This is a genomic window from Bradyrhizobium sp. 62B (assembly GCF_030272265.2).
GTDB lineage: Bacteria > Pseudomonadota > Alphaproteobacteria > Rhizobiales > Xanthobacteraceae > Bradyrhizobium.
In genome coordinates this window covers 214,444-235,451 of sequence record NZ_CP092841.2, presented here as the reverse complement: position 1 = coordinate 235,451, position 21,008 = coordinate 214,444, and the positions used below count along the sequence as shown (strand labels likewise).

Below are 21,008 nucleotides of genomic sequence, written 5' to 3'. Positions count from 1 at the left end.
GCAACGACGCTAGCTTGTGCGACGCCAATTGATGCCGGGGGGAACGATATGGCGGGATTGTTGCGCCGCGCAGCTGCCATGGCTGCGCCGATCGGAATTGCGTTGGTCATGGCCGCGCCGGCGCAAGCCGCGACAAGTGAGATCAACGCCGCCGATACCGCCTGGATGATCGTCGCCTCCGCGCTGGTGCTGATGATGACGATCCCGGGCCTCGCCCTGTTCTATTCCGGCATGGTGCGCAAGAAGAACGTGCTCGCCACCATGGCGCAGAGCCTCGCCGCGGTCGCGCTGATCTCCATCCTCTGGGTCGCGTTCGGCTATTCGCTGTGCTTCGTCGGCGATGGCCCGTGGATCGGCACGCTCGACCGCTGGTTTCTCGCCGGCATGACCATGGACAGCGTCAATCCGGCGGCGAAGACCATCCCCGAAGCGCTGTTCATGCTGTACCAGATGACGTTTGCCATCATCACGGTGGCGCTGGTCGCGGGCTCGGTCGCCGACCGGATGCGGTTCTCCGCCTATCTCCTGTTCTCCGTGGCCTGGTTCATCTTCGTCTACATTCCGCTGGCGCATTGGGTGTGGGGCGGCGGCTTTCTCAACAGCATGGGCGTGCTGGATTTCGCCGGCGGCCTCGTGGTGCACCTGTCGGCCGGCACCTCCGGCCTCATTGCGGCGAAGGTGATGGGGCGTCGCCAAGGCTACGGCTCCGAAAATCTCTCGCCGTTCGATCTGTCGCTCGCGGTGATGGGCACCGGCCTGCTGTGGGTCGGCTGGTTCGGCTTCAACGGCGGCTCGGCCGGCGCGGCCAATTCACGCGCGGTGATGGCGATCATCGCCACGCATCTTGCGGCCTGCTCAGGCGCGTTGACCTGGGGCGCGATCGAATGGTCGACGCGGCGCAAGCCCTCCGTGCTCGGCATGATCTCCGGCGCGGTGGCCGGGCTTGGCACCATCACGCCGGCTTCCGGCTTCGTGGCGCCCTGGCACGGCATCGTCATCGGCATCGTCGCCGGTGCGGTCTGCTATTGGGCCTGCACCTGGCTGAAGCACCGCTTCAACTATGACGATTCGCTCGACGTGTTCGGCGTCCACGGCATCGGCGGCCTGACCGGGACCCTGCTCGCCGGCGTGTTCGCAACCAGCGCCATCGGCGGCACCGCCGGCCTGTTCGAGGGCCATCCGCAGCAGATGCTGATCCAGTTGTACGGGATCGCCGTCACCTTCGTCTGGTCGGCCGGCGTGAGCTTCGTCCTGCTCAAGCTGGTCGGCCTGTTCGTGCCGCTGCGCGTATCCCGTGAGCACGAGCTCGAAGGGCTGGATATTTCGCAGCACGGCGAAGCCCTGCAATAACGCTGACGCTACGTAATTACCTTTTTGCTGCCCGACACATGAGCAACATTGTGTCGGCAGCCTGTCGTGCACTCCTTTTGAGCAGGAATGACCACGTTTTGAGCGCGACGGAATAGCGCACCGCACTGCAATACCCGCCAAGCGCGAAAACTCCCGCTTTCATAGTCCATTAGGCAACGCGCCCGATCTGGCACGGCATTTGATTCTATGGGTCCGGCTGTGCCCGCGTAGTGAACTTCTCCCTCGTGGCGAACCAGTCGAGAACGCCCGGCCATGTCCGGACCGGGCCCAAGCGGGGATAGGACCCATGAAAATTGTTATGGCGATTATCAAGCCATTCAAGCTGGAAGAAGTCCGTGACGCCCTGACCGCCATCGGCGTTCACGGTCTCACGGTGACGGAAGTCAAGGGATATGGCCGCCAGAAGGGCCATACGGAAATCTATCGCGGTGCCGAATATGCCGTGAGCTTCCTGCCCAAGATCAAGATCGAGGTCGCTGTCGCCTCCGACCAGGTCGACAAGACCATCGACGCCATCACGTCCGCCGCCAAGACCGGACAGATCGGCGACGGCAAGATCTTCGTCATCAACCTCGACCACGCGGTGCGCATCCGCACCGGCGAGGCCGATGCCGCGGCCCTTTGATTTCGCGCTCAACCATTATCCAATCAGGAGTGAATAATATGACGTTCAAGCGTCCCTATGGCGCGGGATTGGCGGCTCTCGCAGTCGGCCTGTTCGCTGCGACCGCAGCCTACGCCGAGCCAACGGTCAACAAGGGAGACAACGCCTGGATGCTGACATCGACAGTGCTCGTGCTGTTGATGACGATCCCCGGCCTCGCGCTGTTCTACGGCGGTCTCGTCCGTTCCAAGAACATGCTCTCCGTCCTGATGCAGGTGTTCTACACCGTCTGCGTCGTCACCGTGATCTGGGCCGTATACGGCTACAGCCTGGCCTTCACCGGCGGCTCCGACTTCATCGGCGGCTTCTCCAAGGCCTTCATGATGGGCGTCACCACCGACTCGAAGGCCGCGACCTTCTCGGTCGACGCCAACATCTCGGAGCTCATCTACATGTGCTTCCAGATGACCTTCGCGGCGATCACGCCCGCCCTCATCGTCGGCGCCTTCGCCGAGCGCATGAAGTTCTCGGCGATCGCGCTGTTCATCCCGCTCTGGGTCACGCTGATCTACTTCCCGATCGCGCACATGGTCTGGTACTGGCCGGGCCCGGACATGATCCAGGACGCTGCCAAGGCTCTTGCCGCGGCGACTGACGCGGCGGCGAAGACGGCGGCGCAGGCCAAGCTCGACGAGATCAACGCCGACGCCGGCTGGATCTTCAAGAAGGGCGCGATCGACTTCGCGGGCGGCACCGTGGTGCACATCAACGCCGGCATCGCAGGCCTCGTCGGCGCTCTCCTGATCGGCAAGCGCGTCGGTTACGGCAAGGAGCTGATGGCTCCGCACTCGCTGACCATGTCGATGATCGGCGCCTCGCTGCTCTGGGTCGGCTGGTTCGGCTTCAACGCCGGCTCCAACCTCGAAGCCAACGGTGGCGCAGCGCTTGCCATGACCAACTCCTTCGTCGCCACCGCGGCCGCCGCGCTGTCGTGGATGTTCGCGGAGTGGATCATCAAGGGCCATCCGTCGGTGCTCGGCGTCATCTCCGGCGCTGTCGCGGGTCTCGTGGCTGTCACCCCCGCCGCCGGCTTCTCCGGCGTGATGGGCGCGATCGTCCTCGGCCTCATCGTCGGCGTGGTCTGCCTGTTCTTCTGCACCGTCGTGAAGAACGCGCTCGGCTATGACGACTCCCTCGATGTGTTCGGCGTGCACTGCGTCGGCGGCATCGTCGGCGCCCTCGGCACCGGCATTCTCGTCAACCCCGCCCTCGGCGGCGCCGGCATCATCGACTACACCGCGATCCCGCCGAAGGTCGCCGACTACGACTTCGCGGCGCAGATGATGTCCCAGATCTGGGGCGTCGGCACCACGCTGGTGTGGTCGGGCGTCGGTTCGGCGATCCTATACAAGGTCGTCGACGTGATCGTCGGTCTGCGCACCAATGTCGAGAGCGAGCGTGAAGGCCTCGACATCACCGAGCACACCGAGCGCGCCTACAACATGTAAGACTCCTCCCGGGCGCGGTCTCCCCGGAGACCGCGTCCACAACTACGGTCCGGGCACATACCCGGCAATGCCCTGACCGTTGAGGGGCTCCAGCGCAAGCTGGAGCCCCTTTCTTTTTGCGCGGCTCTTTTTGATTTCGCAGCGAAGAAAGGGATTGCCATTCCGCACCGGCGGCGCAGAAATGTCGCCCATAAGAAACAACAAGCGGGAGGTCGTCATGCGTTTGGAAGGCGGATGCTATTGCGGCGAAGTGCGCTACAAGGCCGAGGGCGACCCGATGATGCAGGCCCAGTGTCATTGCCGCGAGTGCCAGTACATCTCGGGCGGCGCGCCCAACACCTTCATCGCGATGCCGGTGGCCGGCTTCAGCTACACCAAGGGACAGCCCAAGCAGTTCACCCGCAAGGACCTGGAGCGCGCCGTCACGCGTGAGTTCTGCGCCGAATGCGGCACCCATCTGGTGACCAAGGTTCCGGGCCTGCCCGCCGTGGTGGTGAAGGTCGGCACGCTGGACGACCCCACCCAGTTCCATCCGCAGATGGCGATCTACACCTGCGACATCCAGGAATTCCATGCGATCCCCGCGGGCATGAAGACGTTCGAGAAACTGCCGGGGCGCTGAGGCCGGGAGGCTTGCCAAGCTCGTCATGCCGGGCTTGTCCTGGGCATCCACGTTCTTGAGTGCTGCCCGAAAGGCGTGGATGGCCGGGACAAGCCCGGCCATGACGCAGCCCCCGAACACGCCCGCATCCCGTTGTTATCCGGCCTCAATATTCCAGCTCTGGACGCACCTGCCGACCGATGGTTAATCGCGTCTTAACCTCGCCCTATCTATGGTGAACTGAACCGCTTCCCGCCGGCGCCGTGCTGCGACCGGCTGTTCCAAGAGTACTGGCGCCCAGAATGGTCATGACCGCTTCATCCCGTGCGCCGCAGGCCGGTGGAAGCTCCAACAACGAACGCTCGCCCTTCGTGCGGCTGAACGAGCTGCTGGCGCCACATCAGCCTGGCAAGCCCTTGATTTCGCTCGCGGTCGGCGAACCGCAGCATCCCGTACCCGATTTCGTCGGCCCGGTGCTGGCCAAGCACATCGCCGATTTCGGGCGTTACCCGATGAACCAGGGCACCGACCCGTTCCGCCAGGCCGCAAGCGCCTGGATGTCGTCGCGCTTCAAGCTGCCGCGGGCGCTCGACCCCAAGGGCGAGATTCTCGTCCTCAATGGCAGCCGGGAGGGCCTCTTCCTCGCCGCGATCGCAGCGGCGCGCTATGTCGGCCCGCGCCCCGGCAAGCCCGCCATCCTGATGCCGAACCCGTTCTATCCGGTCTATGGCGCCGGCGCTCTCGCTGCCGCCTGCGAGCCGGTCTATCTGCCGACCACGGTCGAAAACGGCTTCCTGCCTGATCTCGACGCCATCGACGAGGCGACGCTGGCGCGCACCGTGGCGTTCTATCTGGCCTCGCCTGCCAACCCGCAAGGCTCGGTCGCCTCGCGCGATTACTTCACGCGCCTGAAGCGCCTCGCCGATCGCTACGGCTTCATGATCCTCAGCGACGAATGCTATTCGGAGATCTACACCCGCGAAGCGCCGGGCAGCGCGCTCGAATGCGCGGGCGGGGATTTCACCCGCGTGGCCGCGTTCCAGTCGCTGTCGAAGCGCTCGAACCTGCCGGGCCTGCGCGTCGGCTTCGCCGCCGGCGACAAGACATTCATCGGCATGTTCCTGGAGCTGCGCAACATCGCAGCGCCCCAGGTGCCGGTGCCGCTGCAGCATGTCGCGACCTTCGCCTATGGCGACGAAGCGCATGTCGAGGAGAACCGCAGGCTCTACCGGATCAAGTTCGACCTCGCCGACCAGATCATCGGCAACCGTTACGGCTATCGCCGGCCCGATGCCGGCTTCTGCGTCTGGCTCAATACGTCGGGGATCGGCGACGACGTGTCCGTAACGCTCAAGCTCTTCAGGGAAGCAGGCGTGCGCGTGGTGCCCGGCAGCTTCCTGGCGCGGCAGCAACCTGACGGATTCAATCCCGGCGCGGGCTACATTCGTCTCGCGCTGGTGCAGGATGGTGAGACCACGGCGCAGGCATTGCATCGCCTGGTCGAGACTCTGGGTTAGGCGGGCCCGTGAGCATGTCGGCAATCGAACGTGTCATTCCACTGGTCGGCCATCTGCCGCCATCGATCCGTGAGGGTCTGGCGCGGCGCATGCGCGAGCTCTCCGGCCTCGGCCTGATCGGGCTGGCGGGCGTCGCCTCGGCCGCGCTGATGACCTGGTCGGTGCAGGATCCCAGCCTCAGCCACGCCACCTCGCGGCCGATCCGCAATATCCTCGGCTATGCCGGCGCGATCGGCGCCGATCTTGCGATGCAGATCCTCGGGCTCGGCGCGATCATGCTGGTCCTGACCGTCGCGGTCTGGGGCTGGCGCATGATGACGCATCGCCCGTTCGACCGCGAAGCGCTGCGGCTCGGCTCCTGGATTCTCTGCACGGTCATCGCGGCGGGCTTCGTCAGCTGCTGGCCGCATGGCGGCGCATGGCCACTGCCAACCGGCCTCGGCGGCGTCGTCGGCGATGCCCTGGTGCGCGCGCCCGCGGTGATTTTCGGACCGCCGGGCACGATCTATCGCATCGTGCTCGGCACGATCCTGTTCGCCGCAATGGCCGCGACCTTCCTGATCGCCTGCGGCCTTGGCGCCCGCGAGCATGACGACGAGCTCGCGGAGATCGAGGATGACGACAAGCCGCTCGACGAAGACGATGAGAGCGATCGCGGGTCGGTGTCGCTGGGCTGGCTGTTCCATGCGCTGATGAGCACGAAGGCGCGGCTGATCTGGCTGTGTGGCGCCGCCTACCGTTCGCTGGTCTCGAGCGGACCGAAGACCAAGGCCGTGGCGTTCAGCCGGCAGGAGCCGAATCTCGGGGGCGGGCGCTCCGCGCCGTCGATCTCGCCGCAGTCGGAAGACGAAGACGACGAGGATCAGCACGAGGAAGAGGAAGACGAGGAGGAAGAAGAGGAGGAGCCCGTCGCGCGCGCACCGCGCAAGAAGGCTTCGCCGAAGGCCCCCGCCAAGAAATCCTCCGACAAATTCGAGCTTCCGTCCGTGTCCGTGCTGGCCGCGCCCAAGGCCGGCGATCGCCAGCCGCTCAGCAAGGCCGAGCTGGAAGCCAATTCGCGCTCGCTCGAAGGCGTGTTGCAGGATTTCGGCGTCCGCGGCGAGATCGTGAAGGCCAATCCAGGCCCCGTGGTCACGCTGTACGAGCTGGAGCCTGCGCCCGGCATCAAATCCTCGCGCGTGATCGGGCTTGCAGACGACATCGCCCGCTCGATGAGCGCGCTGTCGGCGCGCGTCGCCGTCGTGCCGGGCCGCAACGCCATCGGCATCGAGCTGCCGAACGCGCATCGCGAAAAGGTCTATTTGCGCGAATTGCTGATCGCCAAGGAAGCAACCGACACGGTGGCCAAGCTGCCGCTCTGCCTCGGCAAGACCATCGGCGGCGACCCCGTCATCATCGACCTCGCGCGCACGCCGCACATGCTGATCGCCGGCACCACCGGCTCCGGCAAATCGGTCGCCATCAACACCATGATCCTCAGCCTGGTCTACCGGCTGCGCCCGGACCAGTGCCGCCTGATCATGGTCGATCCGAAGATGCTCGAACTCTCCGTCTATGACGGCATTCCCCATCTGCTCACGCCCGTCGTGACCGACCCGAAGAAGGCGGTGGTCGCGCTGAAATGGGCCGTGCGCGAGATGGAAGAGCGCTACAAGAACATGGCCAAGCTCGGTGTGCGCAACATCGACGGCTACAACACGCGCCTGCTCGAATTGAAGGCCAAGGGCGAGGAGCCGACGCGCACGGTGCATACCGGCTTCGACAAGGAGACCGGCAAGGCGATCTACGAGGAAGAGAAGCTCTCGCTCGACCCGCTGCCCTACATCGTCATCATCGTCGACGAAATGGCCGACCTGATGATGGTCGCCGGCAAGGACATCGAAGGCGCGGTGCAGCGCCTCGCGCAGATGGCGCGCGCCGCCGGCCTGCATGTGATCCTGGCGACGCAGCGTCCGTCGGTCGACGTCATCACCGGCACCATCAAGGCGAACTTCCCGACCCGCATCGCCTTCCAGGTGACGTCCAAGATCGACAGCCGCACCATTCTCGGCGAGATGGGCGCCGAGCAATTGCTCGGCCAGGGCGACATGCTCTACATGGCCGGCGGCGGCCGCATCAGCCGCGTGCACGGGCCCTTTGCGTCCGACGACGAAGTCGAGAAGGTGGTGCGTCACCTCAAGACGCAGGGACAGCCGGAATATCTCGAGGCGGTGACCGCCGAAGAGCCGACCGAGGACGAGGATGGCGGCGCCGTGTTCGACGCCAGCGGCATGGGCGCGGACGGCGGCGGCGATCTCTTCCAGCAGGCCGTTGCGATCGTCAAACGCGACCGCAAGGCTTCGACCAGCTATATCCAGCGCCGCCTGCAAATCGGCTATAACCGCGCCGCATCGCTGATGGAACGCATGGAACTGGAAGGCATCGTCGGACCCGCCAACCACGCCGGCAAGCGCGAGATTCTGGTCGAGGAAGAAGACAGCCATATGTGAGGCGAGGAGCCTCGACGAGACATCATTTCACGCAAAATCGATATCTGCTTTTGCCCGAAATCACGCTAAAAGGCGCCTAGACATACAGGACGACGCGTTGATCAGACATCCGGACATTCGATTCGCTGCCAATATTGCTGCGCGAAGCGCGCGCGTGGCCGGCGTGCTGCTCGTCACTGCCGCGATGGTGACCGCGACGTCGTTCGCGCAGACCGTGCCGGTGCCGAAGCCCGCGCCGAAGGGCCGTGACGGTGCTCAATCCGGAGGCGGTGGACCCGCTGTCACCGGCGCGACGCAGACGCCGCCGAATCCGGTGATCCCCGATCCACGCCGCAACGTGCCGAGCAGCATCTTCCAGACCTTCGATGCCAACCAGAAGGCGCAGGCGGCCAAGGTCAGCGCCTATCTCTCGTCGCTTTCGACGCTGGTCGGAAACTTCGTCCAGGTCGGCCCCGACGGCAGCAAGACGCAGGGCGATTTCTACATCCAGAAGCCGGGCAAGGTGCGCTTCGAATATGACGCGCCGAGCCCGATCGACATCGTCGCAGATGGATCGTCCCTGGTGGTGCGCGACCGCAAGCTCGCGACCCAGGATGTCTATCCGCTGTCGCAGACGCCGCTGCGCTTCCTGTTGTCCGACCGCATCGACCTGATGAAGGACACCAATGTCGTTGGCGTCTCGGCCGACGACGTCTTCGTCAGCGTCACCATCGAGGAGAAGCAGGCGCTGGTCGGCACCAGCCGCCTGCTCTTGATGTTCGGCGCCAAGGACGGCCAGCTCAAGCAGTGGACCGTCACCGATCCGCAGGGCTACGACACCACGATCGCGGTCTACAATCTGGATTCGAGCAAGAAGCTCGATCCCGGGATGTTCAAGATCGATTTCACCAATTACGGCCCGGCGCCGGGCTAGTCCCGTCTCGTGTCCCCGGACGCGACGCAGCGCGTAGCGGTGCGGCGCACAGCCGGGACCCAGAATGCAGCGCAGTGGGCCGGCTCGGCAGCGCGTCACTTCGTGCCGCGCAGCGTCCGGGGCACGAGAGATTGTCGTGGATGGCCATAATCGGTCTATCGCGCACGGGTGCTTTCCCCGCGCCAATCCATGCTAAGACGCATTTCCCATGCGTTTTTCCCTGACAACCTGGAACATCAATTCGGTGCGGCTGCGCATCGATCTGGTCGCGAAATTCCTCAAGAGCGCGCGGCCGGACGTGCTGTGCCTGCAGGAGACCAAGTGCATCGACGACGCCTTCCCGCTGAAGCGCTTCAAGCGGCTCGGCTATGAGCACGTCGCGCTGAACGGGCAGAAGGGCTATCACGGCGTCGCCATCGTCTCGAAGATTCCGTTCGAGTCAAAGGACATCCGTACCTTCTGCGACAAGGTGGATTCGCGCCACATCTCCGTGTCGTTCGGCGAGAAGGCCAACATCGCAAAGCCGCTGGTGCTGCATAATTTCTACGTGCCCGCCGGCGGCGACATTCCTGATCCCGCGGTGAACGAGAAGTTCGACCACAAGCTTCGCTTCCTCGACGAGATGAAGGCGTGCGAGCCGCTGCATCCGCGCGGAGAGGATCGCCACATCCTGGTCGGCGATCTCAACGTCGCCCCGCACGAGAACGACGTGTGGTCGCACAAGCAGCTGCTGAAGGTCGTCTCGCACACGCCTGTCGAAACGGAAAAGCTGCAAGCCGCGCTCGAGGCCGGCGAATGGGTCGACGTCGCACGCGACCGCATTCCGATGTCCGAGAAGGTCTACACGTGGTGGAGCTACCGCTCCGCCGACTGGACCGTGGGCGACCGCGGCCGCAGGCTCGACCACATCTGGGTGTCGCGCGCATTGAAGGATGCCGTCAGCGATTTCAAAATCCTGCGCGATGCGCGGAGCTGGGAGCGGCCGTCGGACCATGTGCCCGTGACGGTGACGCTGGACGTATAAGTTCGTAGCCCGGATGGAGCGGTAATCAGGACGTCAGCTTCGCGCCCGCCATCAAGATGTCGCTCGCGATCTGGCTCGAGCGCACCGCGAATTCGTCACGAAGACGGACCGCGGCGGCAGGGTCGCTTTCGAGCACGCGCTGGAACAGGCTGCGGGCGACGCGGATGACGGAGGAGTGCTCCAGAGCGATCGCGCTCGACGGACGCTTCATCGGCACCACCAGCGCGAGCTCGCCGATCAGCGCGCCGGGACCGGCGATCATTTCGGCGCCGGCGCCGTCGTCGACCCGGAAGGCGCCGCGCTGGACCACGAAGCCGGCATCGGCGTCGTCGCCGAGATTGAACAGGGTGTCGCCGCGGACGAAGTCGCGCTGCTCAGACCCGATCGCCAGCATGCGCAACGAGGCGTCGCCCAACAGGCGCAGTGTCGGGACTCGCTCGAGAAGCGCTACGTCGTCGTCGATTGACATTCAGATCCGAGGCTCAAGGGCATGCGATCTAAAACGATTCGCACGCCCTTCAAGCGTATCACGGCACCAGCTTGTAGCCACCGGCTTCCGTGACCAGGATTTCCGGGTTGGCGGCGTCCTTCTCGATCTTCTGGCGCAGGCGGTAGATGTGGGTTTCCAGCGTGTGGGTGGTGACCCCGGAATTATAGCCCCAGACCTCCTGGAGCAGGGTCTCGCGCGAGACCGGCATCTGGCCGGCGCGGTAGAGGAAGCGGAGGATGGCGGTTTCCTTCTCCGTCAGGCGCACCTTGCGGGCATTGGCCGCGGTGAGCATTTTCGAGCCGGGACGGAAGGAGTAGGGGCCGACCGAGAACACCGCGTCCTCGCTGGCCTCGTGCTGGCGGAGCTGGGCGCGGATGCGGGCCAGCAGGACGGCGAAGCGGAAGGGCTTTGCCACATAGTCGTTGGCGCCGGATTCCAGCCCCAAAATCGTATCGGAATCGGTGTCGTGACCGGTCAGCATGATGATCGGAGCCTTGAAGCCACCCTTGCGCAGGGAGCGGACCACCTCACGGCCGTCTGTGTCGGGCAGGCCGACATCCATCAGAACGAGATCGGGGGCATTGGCCTTGGCGGCGCTCGCGCCCTTGGCGCCGGTATCGACGGCGGAGGCCTCAAATTCTTCGTGTAGCGATAATTGCTCCACCAACGTATCGCGCAGATCGGTATCGTCATCCACGATCAGGATCTTGCGGGCATTGGCCATAGGGGGTCATCCTTTTGGGGTCCGGCTCGGCGCGCATCCAATGCCGCACCCAGCCGTGAGGGGAAGTTTAGGGGTCGCTGTTGTTATTGTTGTTCGTGTTGAAGTAGTGGGCTGTCACCGATTCACAAGCCAGAACCACTCTAACTCAGAATAGCAGGGCGTTTCGATGAATGTCCTGTAATGAATTCGACATTGCACGTTCACATGAAAAATAGAGCTGCTTCAATCGGTTACACCATGAATCGAAGTGCCGGACCGCTTCGAACGATCCGCGTTAAGCCTGCCGCCGGCAATCCGCGGCGAGGCTGGCTGATCGCGGGCTCGCTGACCATTCCGGTCGCGCTGGGGCGGGGCGGCATCCTGGCCAACAAGCGCGAGGGCGACGGCGGCACCCCCCGAGGCAGCTTCCGTCCCCGGCGATTGTGGTGGCGGGGCGACCGGCACAGCCGTCCGCAGAGCTTCTTGCCGGCCCGGACCATCACCGCAGCCGACGCCTGGTGCGAGGATCCCAAGGACCGCCATTACAACCAGGGAATCCGGCTGAGCGAGGGGCAGGGGGGCGACCGCCTCAAGCGCACAGATCATCTCTATGACTTCATCATCGAGATCGACCACAATACCAGGCCGCGGATTGCCGGCCGCGGCAGCGCGGTATTTTTGCACCTGGCCCGCGACAATTTCGGCCCGACCGCGGGCTGCGTCTCGATGACGAAATCTGCCATGCTGCAATTGCTGCGTCGCCTGGGCCCACGAACAAGAATCATCATCGGGTGAGATCAATGCTCGACAAGGATCAGATCGCGGCCGCATCGCGCGTGCTCGTTCAACATTGGCGCGACGGCTCCAAGCTTGACACGCTGGAGGCTCCGGTGCGGCCGCAGAGCCGCATCGAGGGCTACGCCATCCAGGCTGCGCTCGAAACCCAGTCTCTGGGAGAATTGTTCGGCTGGAAGATCGCAGCCACCAGCGTGTCAGGACAGCAGCACATCAATGTCACCGGACCGCTGGCCGGTCGCATCATGAGCGACACGGTCATCGCCAACGGAGGAACTGCGTCGATGAAGGGCAACGAGATGCGCGTGGGCGAGCCTGAATTCGCCTTCCGCATGGGACGCGACCTGCCGCCGCGCGCAGCGTCGTACACCATCGACGAGGTGCTGTCCGCCGTCGACAGCTTCCATCCCGCGATCGAGATTCCCGATTCGCGCTTTCGCGATTTTGCCAGCGCCGGCGAGGCGCAGCTCATCGCCGACAATGCCTGCGCGCATCTGTTCGTGCTGGGCGAGGCGACGGCTGCGAACTGGCGTGCGATGGATCTCGTCGAGGAGCGGCCGCAGATCACGCTGCGCGGCGAGCGTTATGTCGGCCACGGCAAGAACGTGCTCGGCGATCCCCGCGTCGCGCTCGCCTGGCTTGCCAATGAGCTCTCCGGGCTCGGCATCACCTTGCGGGCAGGGCAGGTGGTGACGACAGGCACGTGCCATCCACCGCTGCCGATTGCGGCCGGCGATCACATGACGGTGGACTTTGGGGTGTTGGGGACGGTGGCGGTGGGGTTCGTGTAGGCAATTCACGCTCTCCTGTCGTCCCTGCCTTCGCAGGGACGACAGCAATCACCTGTGCCCGAAGATCGCACTGCCCACGCGTACATGGGTGGCACCCAGCATGATTGCGGTGGCGAAATCCGCGCTCATGCCCATCGAGAGATTGGTCAATCCATTGCGCGCGGCGATCTTGGCGGTCAGCGCGAAATGCGCCGCCGGCGGTTCGTCCACCGGCGGGATGCACATCAAGCCCGATATCGTCAGCCCATAGGTGTCGCGGCAGCTGGCGAGGAAGGCGTCCGCCTCTCCGGGCGCGATGCCGGCCTTCTGCGGCTCTTCGCCGGTGTTGATCTGGACGAAGAGCTGCGGGTGCTTGTTCTGGGATTCGATTTCCTTGGCTAACGCTTGGCAAATGCTCGGACGGTCCACCGAGTGGATGGCATCGAACAGCGCGACCGCCTCTTTCGCCTTGTTGGATTGCAACGGTCCGATCAGATGCAGCGCGATGCCGGGGTAAACAGACGTTAACGCGGGCCACTTGCCTTTGGCCTCCTGCACCCGATTCTCGCCGAATACGCGCTGTCCGGCGTCGATGATCGGGATAATGGCGTCCGCGGCGAACGTCTTGGACACCGCGATCAGCGTCACGGAGGCGCGATCGCGCCGCGCATCCTTGCAGGCGCGTGCAATTTCGGCTTCGACCGCGGCAAGCGCGTTTGGTGAATGGCCGGTTACCGGCGCGGCGTTTTCATCTGTCATGACGTCGACTAATTAAGGACGTAACTGGGGTAAGTCCAATTTTACCGAGTTCAAGAAAGAGTTTTTGAACCCTTCGCTTTACCTTGGCCCATCGGGGTGGGTAGCGAAGATGGCAAGCATCAGTCTCAACCGCAAGCGAGCGAAACTCAAGCAGGTTCTCGGGATCCGGGCGCGGCTTGCGTTGCTCGCGGTGATCCTGGTGGCGCCCTTGATGCTCGAGCGCATTCGTTCGCTCGAAGACACCCGCGCCCGGCAGATCGCGCAGGCCACGATTGAATTCACCACCGTCGCAAGGCACAGCGCCGATGCGCAGCGCGAGGTGATCTCCTCGGTCGAGACCATCCTGAAGTCGGAAGCCTTCATCCGCGCCTCCGCCGGCGGCGTCAGCAAGAGCTGCGACGTGCTGCGCGCGAGCCTGCCGTCGAACCTGCCCTGGATCCGTACGCTTCTGATCGCAGGCCAGGACGGACGCATCCAATGCGCCACCAACAACATGTATGTCGGCCTCGACCTCAGCGACCGGCCGTATTTTCGGCAGGCCCAGGAAACCGGCCGCTTCGTGCTGAGCGATTTCATCCTGTCGCGCCCGGTGCAGACGCCGACCGTCATGGCGGTCTACCCGGTATCCGCCTTCAGCGGCGTCGCCGATGCCGTCGTGCTCGCCACGGTCAACCTCGATTGGATGTCGAAGGTGATGAGCAATCTGGGCGGCCGCGCCGGCATCACCGCCGTGCTGGTCGACAGCGCAGGCACCGTGCTGGCCGCGCCGGCCGACCAGCACAGCGCGGTCGGCCGTCCGCTCGACAACATGCCGCTGATGTCGGCCATCGCCGACCGGGCGCTGCGCTCCGACCAGGACGAGGGCGCGCTGTCTTTCCTCGCCGCCGACGGCTCGCGCCGCGCGGTCAGCTACATCCGCATCGCGGGCACCAATGCCCGCCTGATCGCCAGCATCGACGAGGACAAGGTGTCCGCGGCGGTCAGCCGCGACATCCGCACCGCCTATCTCCAGCTCGCTTTCGTCGTGGTGTTCGTCCTGCTCGGCGCGCTGATCGCTGCCGAGAAGCTCGTCATCAAGCCGATCGAGATGCTGGTCGACATGGCCAAGCGCCTCGGCGAGGGCGATCTGTCGGCCCGCGCGGCGCGCAATCGCCTGCCGGCAGAGTTCGTGCCGCTGGCCCGCGCGTTCAATGCGATGGCCGCGCAACTGAGCCAGCGCGAACGCGAGCTGATCGCGAGCAACGACCGGCTGACGGTGATGGCCTCGATCGACATGCTCTCGGGCCTTGCCAACCGCCGCGGCTTCCAGAGCCGGCTCGACTTCGAATGGATGCGCGCGCAGCAATATGGCAGCGACCTCGCGCTGCTGATGATCGACGTCGACCATTTCAAGCTGTTCAACGACACCTATGGTCATCTCGAAGGCGATTCCTGCCTGACCAGGCTCGGCGAATCGCTGTCCGGCATCGCCGCCGACACGATGGGCTTTGCGGCGCGCTATGGCGGTGAGGAGTTCTGCCTGCTGCTGCCGAACACCGATGTGAACAGCGCCGTGAAAATCGGCGAACAGGTGCGCGCGGCGGTGCTGAAGCTGTGCCTGCCGCACATCACCTCGGCCCATATGATCGTCACCGTCTCGATCGGCGTTGCCGCGACGAAGCCCAACGAGGCCTTACGTCCCGGCGATTTGATCGAAGCCGCCGACGCCGCGCTCTACGCCGCCAAGCACCGCGGCCGCAACAATGTCGTCGAGCACGGCATCCAGGCGATCGAGAGCGGCGCGGCTGATATGATGATGGCGGCCAGCGCCTAGTCAGGAGCCGCTGCCTTTCCCTCTTCCCGCGCGAAACTTAGTCCGCAGCCCTGCCACGATCGAGCTCGATCTCCGTCACCACGCGATTGCGGCCGCTGCCCTTGGCGAGATAGAGCGCGCGATCGCAGCGCTCGATGAGATCGGTGATCGCTTCGCCGGGCCGGTACTGTGCCACGCCGATCGACACGCTGATATTAGGCAGGGTCTCGCCGGTCGAGCGGCGCGTGATCGTGCATTCGGCGAGCGCACGCCTGATGCGTTCGGCAATCTCGGCGCAAGTGGCGAGATCGGCGTCCGGCAGCACCGCGATCAGCTCCTCCCCGCCATAGCGGGCCGGCAGATCCTGCGTCCGGACCTTTTCCCGCAGCACCTTCGCCATCAGGCGCAGCACCTGGTCGCCGACGCCGTGGCCGAAATTGTCGTTGAAGGTCTTGAAGTGATCGATGTCGAGCATCAGCACGCTGAGCGGCTCGCCCCAATCCGCAGTCCCCTGCGCCTTGCGCAGGAATTCGTCGAGCGCCCGCCGGTTTGCAAGGCCCGTCAGGGTGTCGGTCCGCGCGCGCTCCTCGGACCGCGAGAGCGAATCCCTGATGACATCCAGCTCGCGGGTCTTTTCCGCAAAGCCCGCTTCCAGCCGCGTCGCGCGTGTGGCGGCCCGGGCCAGCTCGTTCATGAGCTGGGCGACCAGCGCCTTCGGATCGACGCCGGCCTTGCTCTGGTCGGCCACCTGGCTGATGGCCTGCATCTGCGAATGGTTGTCAGCGATCGCGGTCGCCAGAAATTCCTTGGCCGCACCCATCAGGGCCTGCAGCCGCTCGGACGTGTCGACCACGATGGCGCTGACCTGGGGCGCGACATAGGTCTCGAACAGATCCTGATTGGTACGGGCGTCGAACGGACGATTGTGGTCGATCAAGAGATCGATCGCGTTGCGCAAATCGTCGTGGCTGCCCGCGAAATATTGGTACCAGACCGCGAAATTGGCCGGCGTCGGCGCAATCCGCTGTTCGGCCATGCTGCGCATCGCCCGTCCGGCGATGGAGGCGGCATAATCATAATCGGGATCGTCGAAGCTGGAATCCATTGCGCTCATGCGGTCTTATTGGGCCGCAAATTGGCATCGACCCCTTAATCACACGCCAACGCAGGCCCTCGTAGTTATGCGGAGCCGCGCGCAAAGTTCCAAATCGCGGCAACCCATTGACCCCTTGAGGACTTCTATGGCCTAGTCCGCCGTCTTGAGACGGCCGAACCCATGAAAACCCCAACGATTCCATGACCTCCGAACGCTATAACGCCCGCGACGCCGAACCGCGGTGGCAACGCCTCTGGGACGAACAGGCGATCTTCGTCTCCAAGAACAACGATTCGCGGCCGAAATACTATGTACTCGAGATGTTCCCCTATCCGTCCGGGCGCATCCATATCGGTCACGTCAGGAATTACACGCTCGGCGACGTGCTGGCCCGCTTCATGCGCGCCAAGGGGTTCAACGTGCTGCACCCGATGGGCTGGGACGCGTTCGGCCTGCCGGCCGAGAATGCCGCGATCGAGCGCAAGGTCGCGCCGAAGGCCTGGACCTACGACAACATCGCCGCGATGAAGAAGCAGCTCCGCTCGATCGGGCTGTCGCTGGACTGGAGCCGCGAATTCGCGACCTGCGATCCCAGCTACTACAAGCACCAGCAGAAGATGTTCCTGGACATGCTCGCCGCAGGTCTCGCCGAGCGCGAGAAGCGCAAGCTGAACTGGGACCCGGTCGACATGACCGTGCTCGCCAACGAGCAGGTCATCGACGGCCGCGGCTGGCGCTCCGGCGCAATTGTCGAACAACGGGAAATGAGCCAGTGGGTCTTCAAGATCACGAAGTACTCGCAGGAATTGCTGTCGGCGCTGGATGGTCTGGACCGCTGGCCCGACAAGGTGCGCCTGATGCAGCGCAACTGGATCGGGCGCTCCGAGGGCCTGTTGATCCGTTTCGCGCTGGATGCGGCGACGACGCCGGCTGGCGAGAACGAGCTGAAGATCTTCACGACGCGCCCCGACACGTTGTTCGGCGCGAAGTTCATGGCGATCTCGGCGGATCATCCGCTGGCGCAGGCAGCAGCCGCGAAGAACCCGAAGCTCGCGGAATTCATCGCCGACATCAAGAAGATCGGCACCGCACAGTCGATCATCGACACCGCGGAGAAGCAGGGTTTCGACACCGGCATCCGCGCGGTGCATCCGTTCGACCCGAGCTGGAAGCTGCCGGTCTATGTCGCCAATTTCGTGCTGATGGAATACGGCACCGGCGCCATCTTCGGCTGTCCGGCACACGACCAGCGCGACCTCGACTTCGTCAACAAGTACAATCTCGGCAATACGCCCGTCGTGTGCCCGGAGGGCCAGGATCCGAAGACGTTCGTGATCACCGACACCGCCTACGATGGTGACGGCCGCATGATCAATTCGCGTTTCCTCGACGGCATGACGATCGATCAGGCCAAGGACGAGGTCGCAAAGCGGCTGGAGACCGAGCTGCGCGGCAACGCGCCGGTCGGCGAGCGGCAGGTCAATTTCCGCCTGCGCGATTGGGGCATTTCGCGCCAGCGCTATTGGGGCTGCCCGATCCCGGTCATCCATTGTCCGAAATGCGACGTGGTCCCGGTGCCGGATGCCGACCTGCCGGTGGTGCTGCCGGAGGATGTGAGCTTCGACAAGCCGGGCAACGCGCTGGACCATCATCCGACGTGGAAGCACGTCACCTGCCCGAAATGCGGTGGCAGCGCCAACCGCGAAACCGACACCATGGACACCTTCGTGGATTCGTCCTGGTATTTTGCGCGCTTCACCGATCCCTGGAATGAGACCGCACCGACGACGCCCGCGGTCGCCAACCGGATGCTGCCGGTCGACCAGTATATCGGCGGCGTCGAGCACGCGATCCTGCATCTGCTCTACAGCCGCTTCTTCACCCGCGCGATGAAGGCGACCGGGCACATTGCGCTGGACGAGCCGTTCGCCGGCATGTTCACGCAAGGCATGGTGGTACACGAGACCTACCAGCGGGCCGACGGTACCTATGTGCAGCCGGCCGAGGTCAAGGTTGAGGTTGGCGGCAACGGGCGCCGCGCGACGCTGCTCAGCACGGGCGAAGACATCCAGATCGGCCCGATCGAGAAGATGTCGAAGTCGAAGAAGAACACGGTCGACCCCGACGACATCATCGAGACCTACGGCGCCGACGTCGCCCGCTGGTTCATGCTGTCGGACTCCCCGCCCGACCGCGACGTGATCTGGAGCGACGAGCGCGTCCAGGGCGCCTCGCGCTTCGTGCAGCGGCTGTGGCGGCTGGTGAACGATTCCGTGGAGCTCGGCAAGGCAGCGCCCGCGGCCCGGCCGGCCAGCTTCGGCCCCGACGCCACCGCCCTGCGCAAGGCCGCCCATGGCGCGCTGGACAAGGTGACCACCGGGATCGAGCGGCTGCACTTCAACGTCTGCCTCGCCCATATCCGCGAATTCGCCAACAGCTTCTCGGAAATCCTGCAGCGCCCCGGCCAGCCGTCGTCCGATCTCGCTCCAGATTTGGCTTGGGCGATCCGGGAGGCCAGCCAGATCCTGGTCCAGCTGTTCTCCCCGATGATGCCGCACCTCGCCGAGGAGTGCTGGCAGGCTATGGGCCAGAGCGGGCTGGTTTCCGAGGCCAATTGGCCCCAAATCGAACGCGATCTGCTGATTGAAGACAGCGTGACCCTGGTGGTCCAGGTCAATGGCAAGAAGCGGGGTGAGGTCACAGTTGCAACAGCGGCCCAGAATCCGGAAATCGAGGCTGCCGTTTTGGCCCTCGATGCGGTAAAGCTGGCCCTGGACGGCAAGCCCGTCCGCAAGGTGATCATCGTCCCCAAGAGGATCGTAAATGTTGTCGGCTAGGATCCGCATCGCAGCCCGCTTGCTGGCGGTCGCCGCCCTGGCCGCGTTGACCGCCGGCTGCTTCCAGCCGATGTATGCCGAGCGAAACGACGGCACCCCCGGCCTGCGCGAGAAGCTGATGGGGGTCGAGCTGCCCCCGATCAGCAAGCCCAACGCCTCCCGCGAGGCTCGCGTCGGCGTCGAGATCCGCAACGCCCTCGCCTTCAAGCTTTACGGCTCGGCGACGGGCATGCCGCCGACCCACCGGCTGGACATCCGCTTCACCACCAACCGTTCCTCGTTGATCGTCAGCACCGCGACGGGACTGCCGACCAACGAAAATCTCGGCATCGACGCCCAGTACAATCTGATCGACGTCGCGACCGGCAAATCCGTCATGTCCGGCTCGACCTTCTCGCGCGTGTCCTACGACATGCCGGGGTCCTATCAGCGCTTCTCCCGCAACCGCGCCGTGCGCGACGCGGAGGATCGTGCCGCCAGCGAGATTGCCGACAACATCACGACCCGGCTCGCCTCGTTCTTTACCGCGGGGACCTGAACTACTCCCGTCATTCCGGGGCACGCACAGCGTGAACCCGGAATCGCGATCAACAATCTCTGGATTATCAGGTGCGCAATGCGCACCGTAGTTGGCGCTTCGCGCGCACCGGAATGACGATCTAGGCCATGGTCGCGCTGCGTGGAAAAGAGATCGACAGCTTCCTCGCCCGCCCCGATGCGGGCCGTCCGATCATCCTGCTTTACGGTCCCGACGCCGGTCTCGTGCGCGAGCGCGCCGATGCGTTGATCGCCTCGGCCGTCGATGATCCCAACGATCCCTTTGCAATGGTGAAGCTCGACGGCGACGAGTTGTCCGCCGAGCCATCGCGGCTGGTCGACGAAGCCATGACGGTGCCGCTGTTCGGCGGCCGCCGCGCCATCCGCATCCGCGCAGGCTCGCGCAGCTTTGCCAGCGGGATCGACACCCTGGCCGAGATGAACGTCAGGGATTGCCGCATCGTGATCGAGGCCGGCGAGCTCCGCCCGGAATCGCCGCTGCGCAAGGCGTGCGAGAAAGCCAAGACGGCTGTGGCGATCGGCTGCTATCCCGACACCGAGCGCGATCTCGCCAAGCTGATGGACGACGAGCTGCGTATCGCGAATCTGCGTATCGCACAGGACGCCCGTGCCGCGCTGATGTCGTTCCTCGGCGGTGACCGCCAGGCCTCGCGCAACGAGCTGCGCAAGCTGACGCTCTATTCCCACGGCAAGGGCGAGGTCACGCTGGACGACGTGATGGCGGTGGTCGCGGACGCGTCCGAGCTGAAGCTGGACCCGATCGTCGACGGCGCCTTTGCCGGGCGGCCCGATATCGTCGAGACCGAATTCGCAAAAGCCATGATCGCCGGCACCTATCCCGGCGTGATCATCTCCGCCGCGCAGCGCCAGGCGGCGTGGCTGCACAAATCCGCGCTCGCCATCGCCGACGGCCAGCCTGCCTCCGCCGTGCTCGACGGCGGCTATCCGCGCCTGCATTTTTCCCGGAAGCCCGCGGTCGAAACCGCACTGCGCAATTTCAGCGTGGCGAAGCTCGCCGCCGTGATCGAGCAGCTCGCGGCCGCGGCGCTCGACACCCGCAAGCAATCCACCCTCGCCGCCGCCATCGCCCAGCGCACGCTGATGGCGATCGCCGCAAATGCGAAGCGGCGGGGCTGAGCCCGAACTCTCTCCGCGTCATTGCGAGCGCGGCGAAGCAATCC

18 protein-coding genes are annotated in these 21,008 nt (G+C 64.8%); 14 read left to right on the top strand and 4 right to left on the bottom strand.

What is annotated here, in order from left to right; genetic code table 11:
* Positions 1-48: 48 nt before the first annotated feature.
* From ML401_RS01110 to xth, 8 genes are all read left to right on the top strand, one after another.
* On the top strand, positions 49-1,350 hold the full coding sequence (locus ML401_RS01110; protein ID WP_285809201.1) for an ammonium transporter: 1,302 nt from the start codon (positions 49-51) through the stop codon (positions 1,348-1,350).
* Between the two features lie 307 nt (positions 1,351-1,657).
* Positions 1,658-1,996, top strand: a complete 339-nt coding sequence (locus ML401_RS01105; RefSeq protein ID WP_008142813.1) for a P-II family nitrogen regulator — start codon at positions 1,658-1,660, stop codon at positions 1,994-1,996.
* 38 nt (positions 1,997-2,034) lie between these two features.
* Positions 2,035-3,483: an ammonium transporter gene (locus ML401_RS01100; RefSeq protein WP_194405289.1), complete on the top strand. Its 1,449-nt coding sequence runs from the start codon at positions 2,035-2,037 to the stop codon at positions 3,481-3,483.
* A gap of 217 nt (positions 3,484-3,700) precedes the next feature.
* The gene (locus ML401_RS01095) at positions 3,701-4,105 is read left to right on the top strand and encodes a GFA family protein (protein ID WP_285809181.1); all 405 of its coding nucleotides are present in this window, start codon (positions 3,701-3,703) and stop codon (positions 4,103-4,105) included.
* A gap of 281 nt (positions 4,106-4,386) precedes the next feature.
* Positions 4,387-5,601, top strand: a complete 1,215-nt coding sequence (locus ML401_RS01090) for an aminotransferase class I/II-fold pyridoxal phosphate-dependent enzyme (protein WP_212064703.1) — start codon at positions 4,387-4,389, stop codon at positions 5,599-5,601.
* Between the two features lie 8 nt (positions 5,602-5,609).
* Positions 5,610-8,090 carry a DNA translocase FtsK gene (locus ML401_RS01085; protein WP_212064707.1) on the top strand — a complete coding sequence of 827 codons (2,481 nt, stop codon included), beginning with the start codon at positions 5,610-5,612 and terminating at the stop codon, positions 8,088-8,090.
* A 154-nt stretch (positions 8,091-8,244) separates the two neighbouring features.
* Entirely contained in the window at positions 8,245-9,003 is a 759-nt protein-coding gene (locus ML401_RS01080; protein ID WP_211415192.1) for an outer membrane lipoprotein carrier protein LolA, read from the top strand.
* 208 nt (positions 9,004-9,211) lie between these two features.
* On the top strand, positions 9,212-10,027 hold the full coding sequence (gene xth / locus ML401_RS01075) for an exodeoxyribonuclease III (RefSeq protein ID WP_194405285.1): 816 nt from the start codon (positions 9,212-9,214) through the stop codon (positions 10,025-10,027).
* Positions 10,028-10,052: 25 nt separating this feature from the next.
* On the opposite strand, the gene ML401_RS01070 is transcribed toward xth, so the two are convergent.
* A complete protein-coding gene (locus ML401_RS01070; RefSeq protein WP_194405284.1) occupies positions 10,053-10,496 on the bottom strand; it encodes a cyclic nucleotide-binding domain-containing protein in 444 nt (147 codons plus the stop codon).
* A gap of 58 nt (positions 10,497-10,554) precedes the next feature.
* Complete coding sequence (locus ML401_RS01065) at positions 10,555-11,241, bottom strand: response regulator transcription factor (RefSeq protein ID WP_007598630.1); 687 nt, start codon at positions 11,239-11,241, stop codon at positions 10,555-10,557.
* 204 nt (positions 11,242-11,445) lie between these two features.
* Here ML401_RS01065 and ML401_RS01060 point away from each other — a divergent pair, with 204 nt between their 5' ends.
* Together ML401_RS01060 and ML401_RS01055 are read left to right on the top strand one after the other, a co-directional pair.
* Entirely contained in the window at positions 11,446-12,015 is a 570-nt protein-coding gene (locus ML401_RS01060) for a L,D-transpeptidase (protein WP_376717335.1), read from the top strand.
* Positions 12,016-12,020: 5 nt separating this feature from the next.
* Positions 12,021-12,806: a 2-keto-4-pentenoate hydratase gene (locus ML401_RS01055; protein ID WP_285809174.1), complete on the top strand. Its 786-nt coding sequence runs from the start codon at positions 12,021-12,023 to the stop codon at positions 12,804-12,806.
* A 48-nt stretch (positions 12,807-12,854) separates the two neighbouring features.
* On the opposite strand, the gene ML401_RS01050 is transcribed toward ML401_RS01055, so the two are convergent.
* Positions 12,855-13,544, bottom strand: a complete 690-nt coding sequence (locus tag ML401_RS01050; protein ID WP_211415196.1) for a YggS family pyridoxal phosphate-dependent enzyme — start codon at positions 13,542-13,544, stop codon at positions 12,855-12,857.
* Between the two features lie 109 nt (positions 13,545-13,653).
* Between ML401_RS01050 and ML401_RS01045 the strand changes: the two genes are divergently transcribed.
* Positions 13,654-15,357 (top strand): diguanylate cyclase domain-containing protein, encoded by a 1,704-nt coding sequence (locus ML401_RS01045; protein ID WP_212064716.1) that lies wholly within the window; start codon positions 13,654-13,656, stop codon positions 15,355-15,357.
* A gap of 37 nt (positions 15,358-15,394) precedes the next feature.
* On the opposite strand, the gene ML401_RS01040 is transcribed toward ML401_RS01045, so the two are convergent.
* Positions 15,395-16,441: a GGDEF domain-containing protein gene (locus ML401_RS01040; protein WP_211416560.1), complete on the bottom strand. Its 1,047-nt coding sequence runs from the start codon at positions 16,439-16,441 to the stop codon at positions 15,395-15,397.
* A gap of 191 nt (positions 16,442-16,632) precedes the next feature.
* Here ML401_RS01040 and leuS point away from each other — a divergent pair, with 191 nt between their 5' ends.
* From leuS to holA, 3 genes are all read left to right on the top strand, one after another.
* Complete coding sequence (gene leuS, locus ML401_RS01035) at positions 16,633-19,269, top strand: leucine--tRNA ligase (protein ID WP_285809173.1); 2,637 nt, start codon at positions 16,633-16,635, stop codon at positions 19,267-19,269.
* Positions 19,256-19,807, top strand: a complete 552-nt coding sequence (gene lptE / locus ML401_RS01030; RefSeq protein WP_211415199.1) for an LPS assembly lipoprotein LptE — start codon at positions 19,256-19,258, stop codon at positions 19,805-19,807. Before leuS ends, lptE begins: the two co-directional genes overlap by 14 nt.
* A gap of 128 nt (positions 19,808-19,935) precedes the next feature.
* Positions 19,936-20,964 carry a DNA polymerase III subunit delta gene (holA, locus tag ML401_RS01025; protein ID WP_194405275.1) on the top strand — a complete coding sequence of 343 codons (1,029 nt, stop codon included), beginning with the start codon at positions 19,936-19,938 and terminating at the stop codon, positions 20,962-20,964.
* Positions 20,965-21,008: the final 44 nt, after the last annotated feature.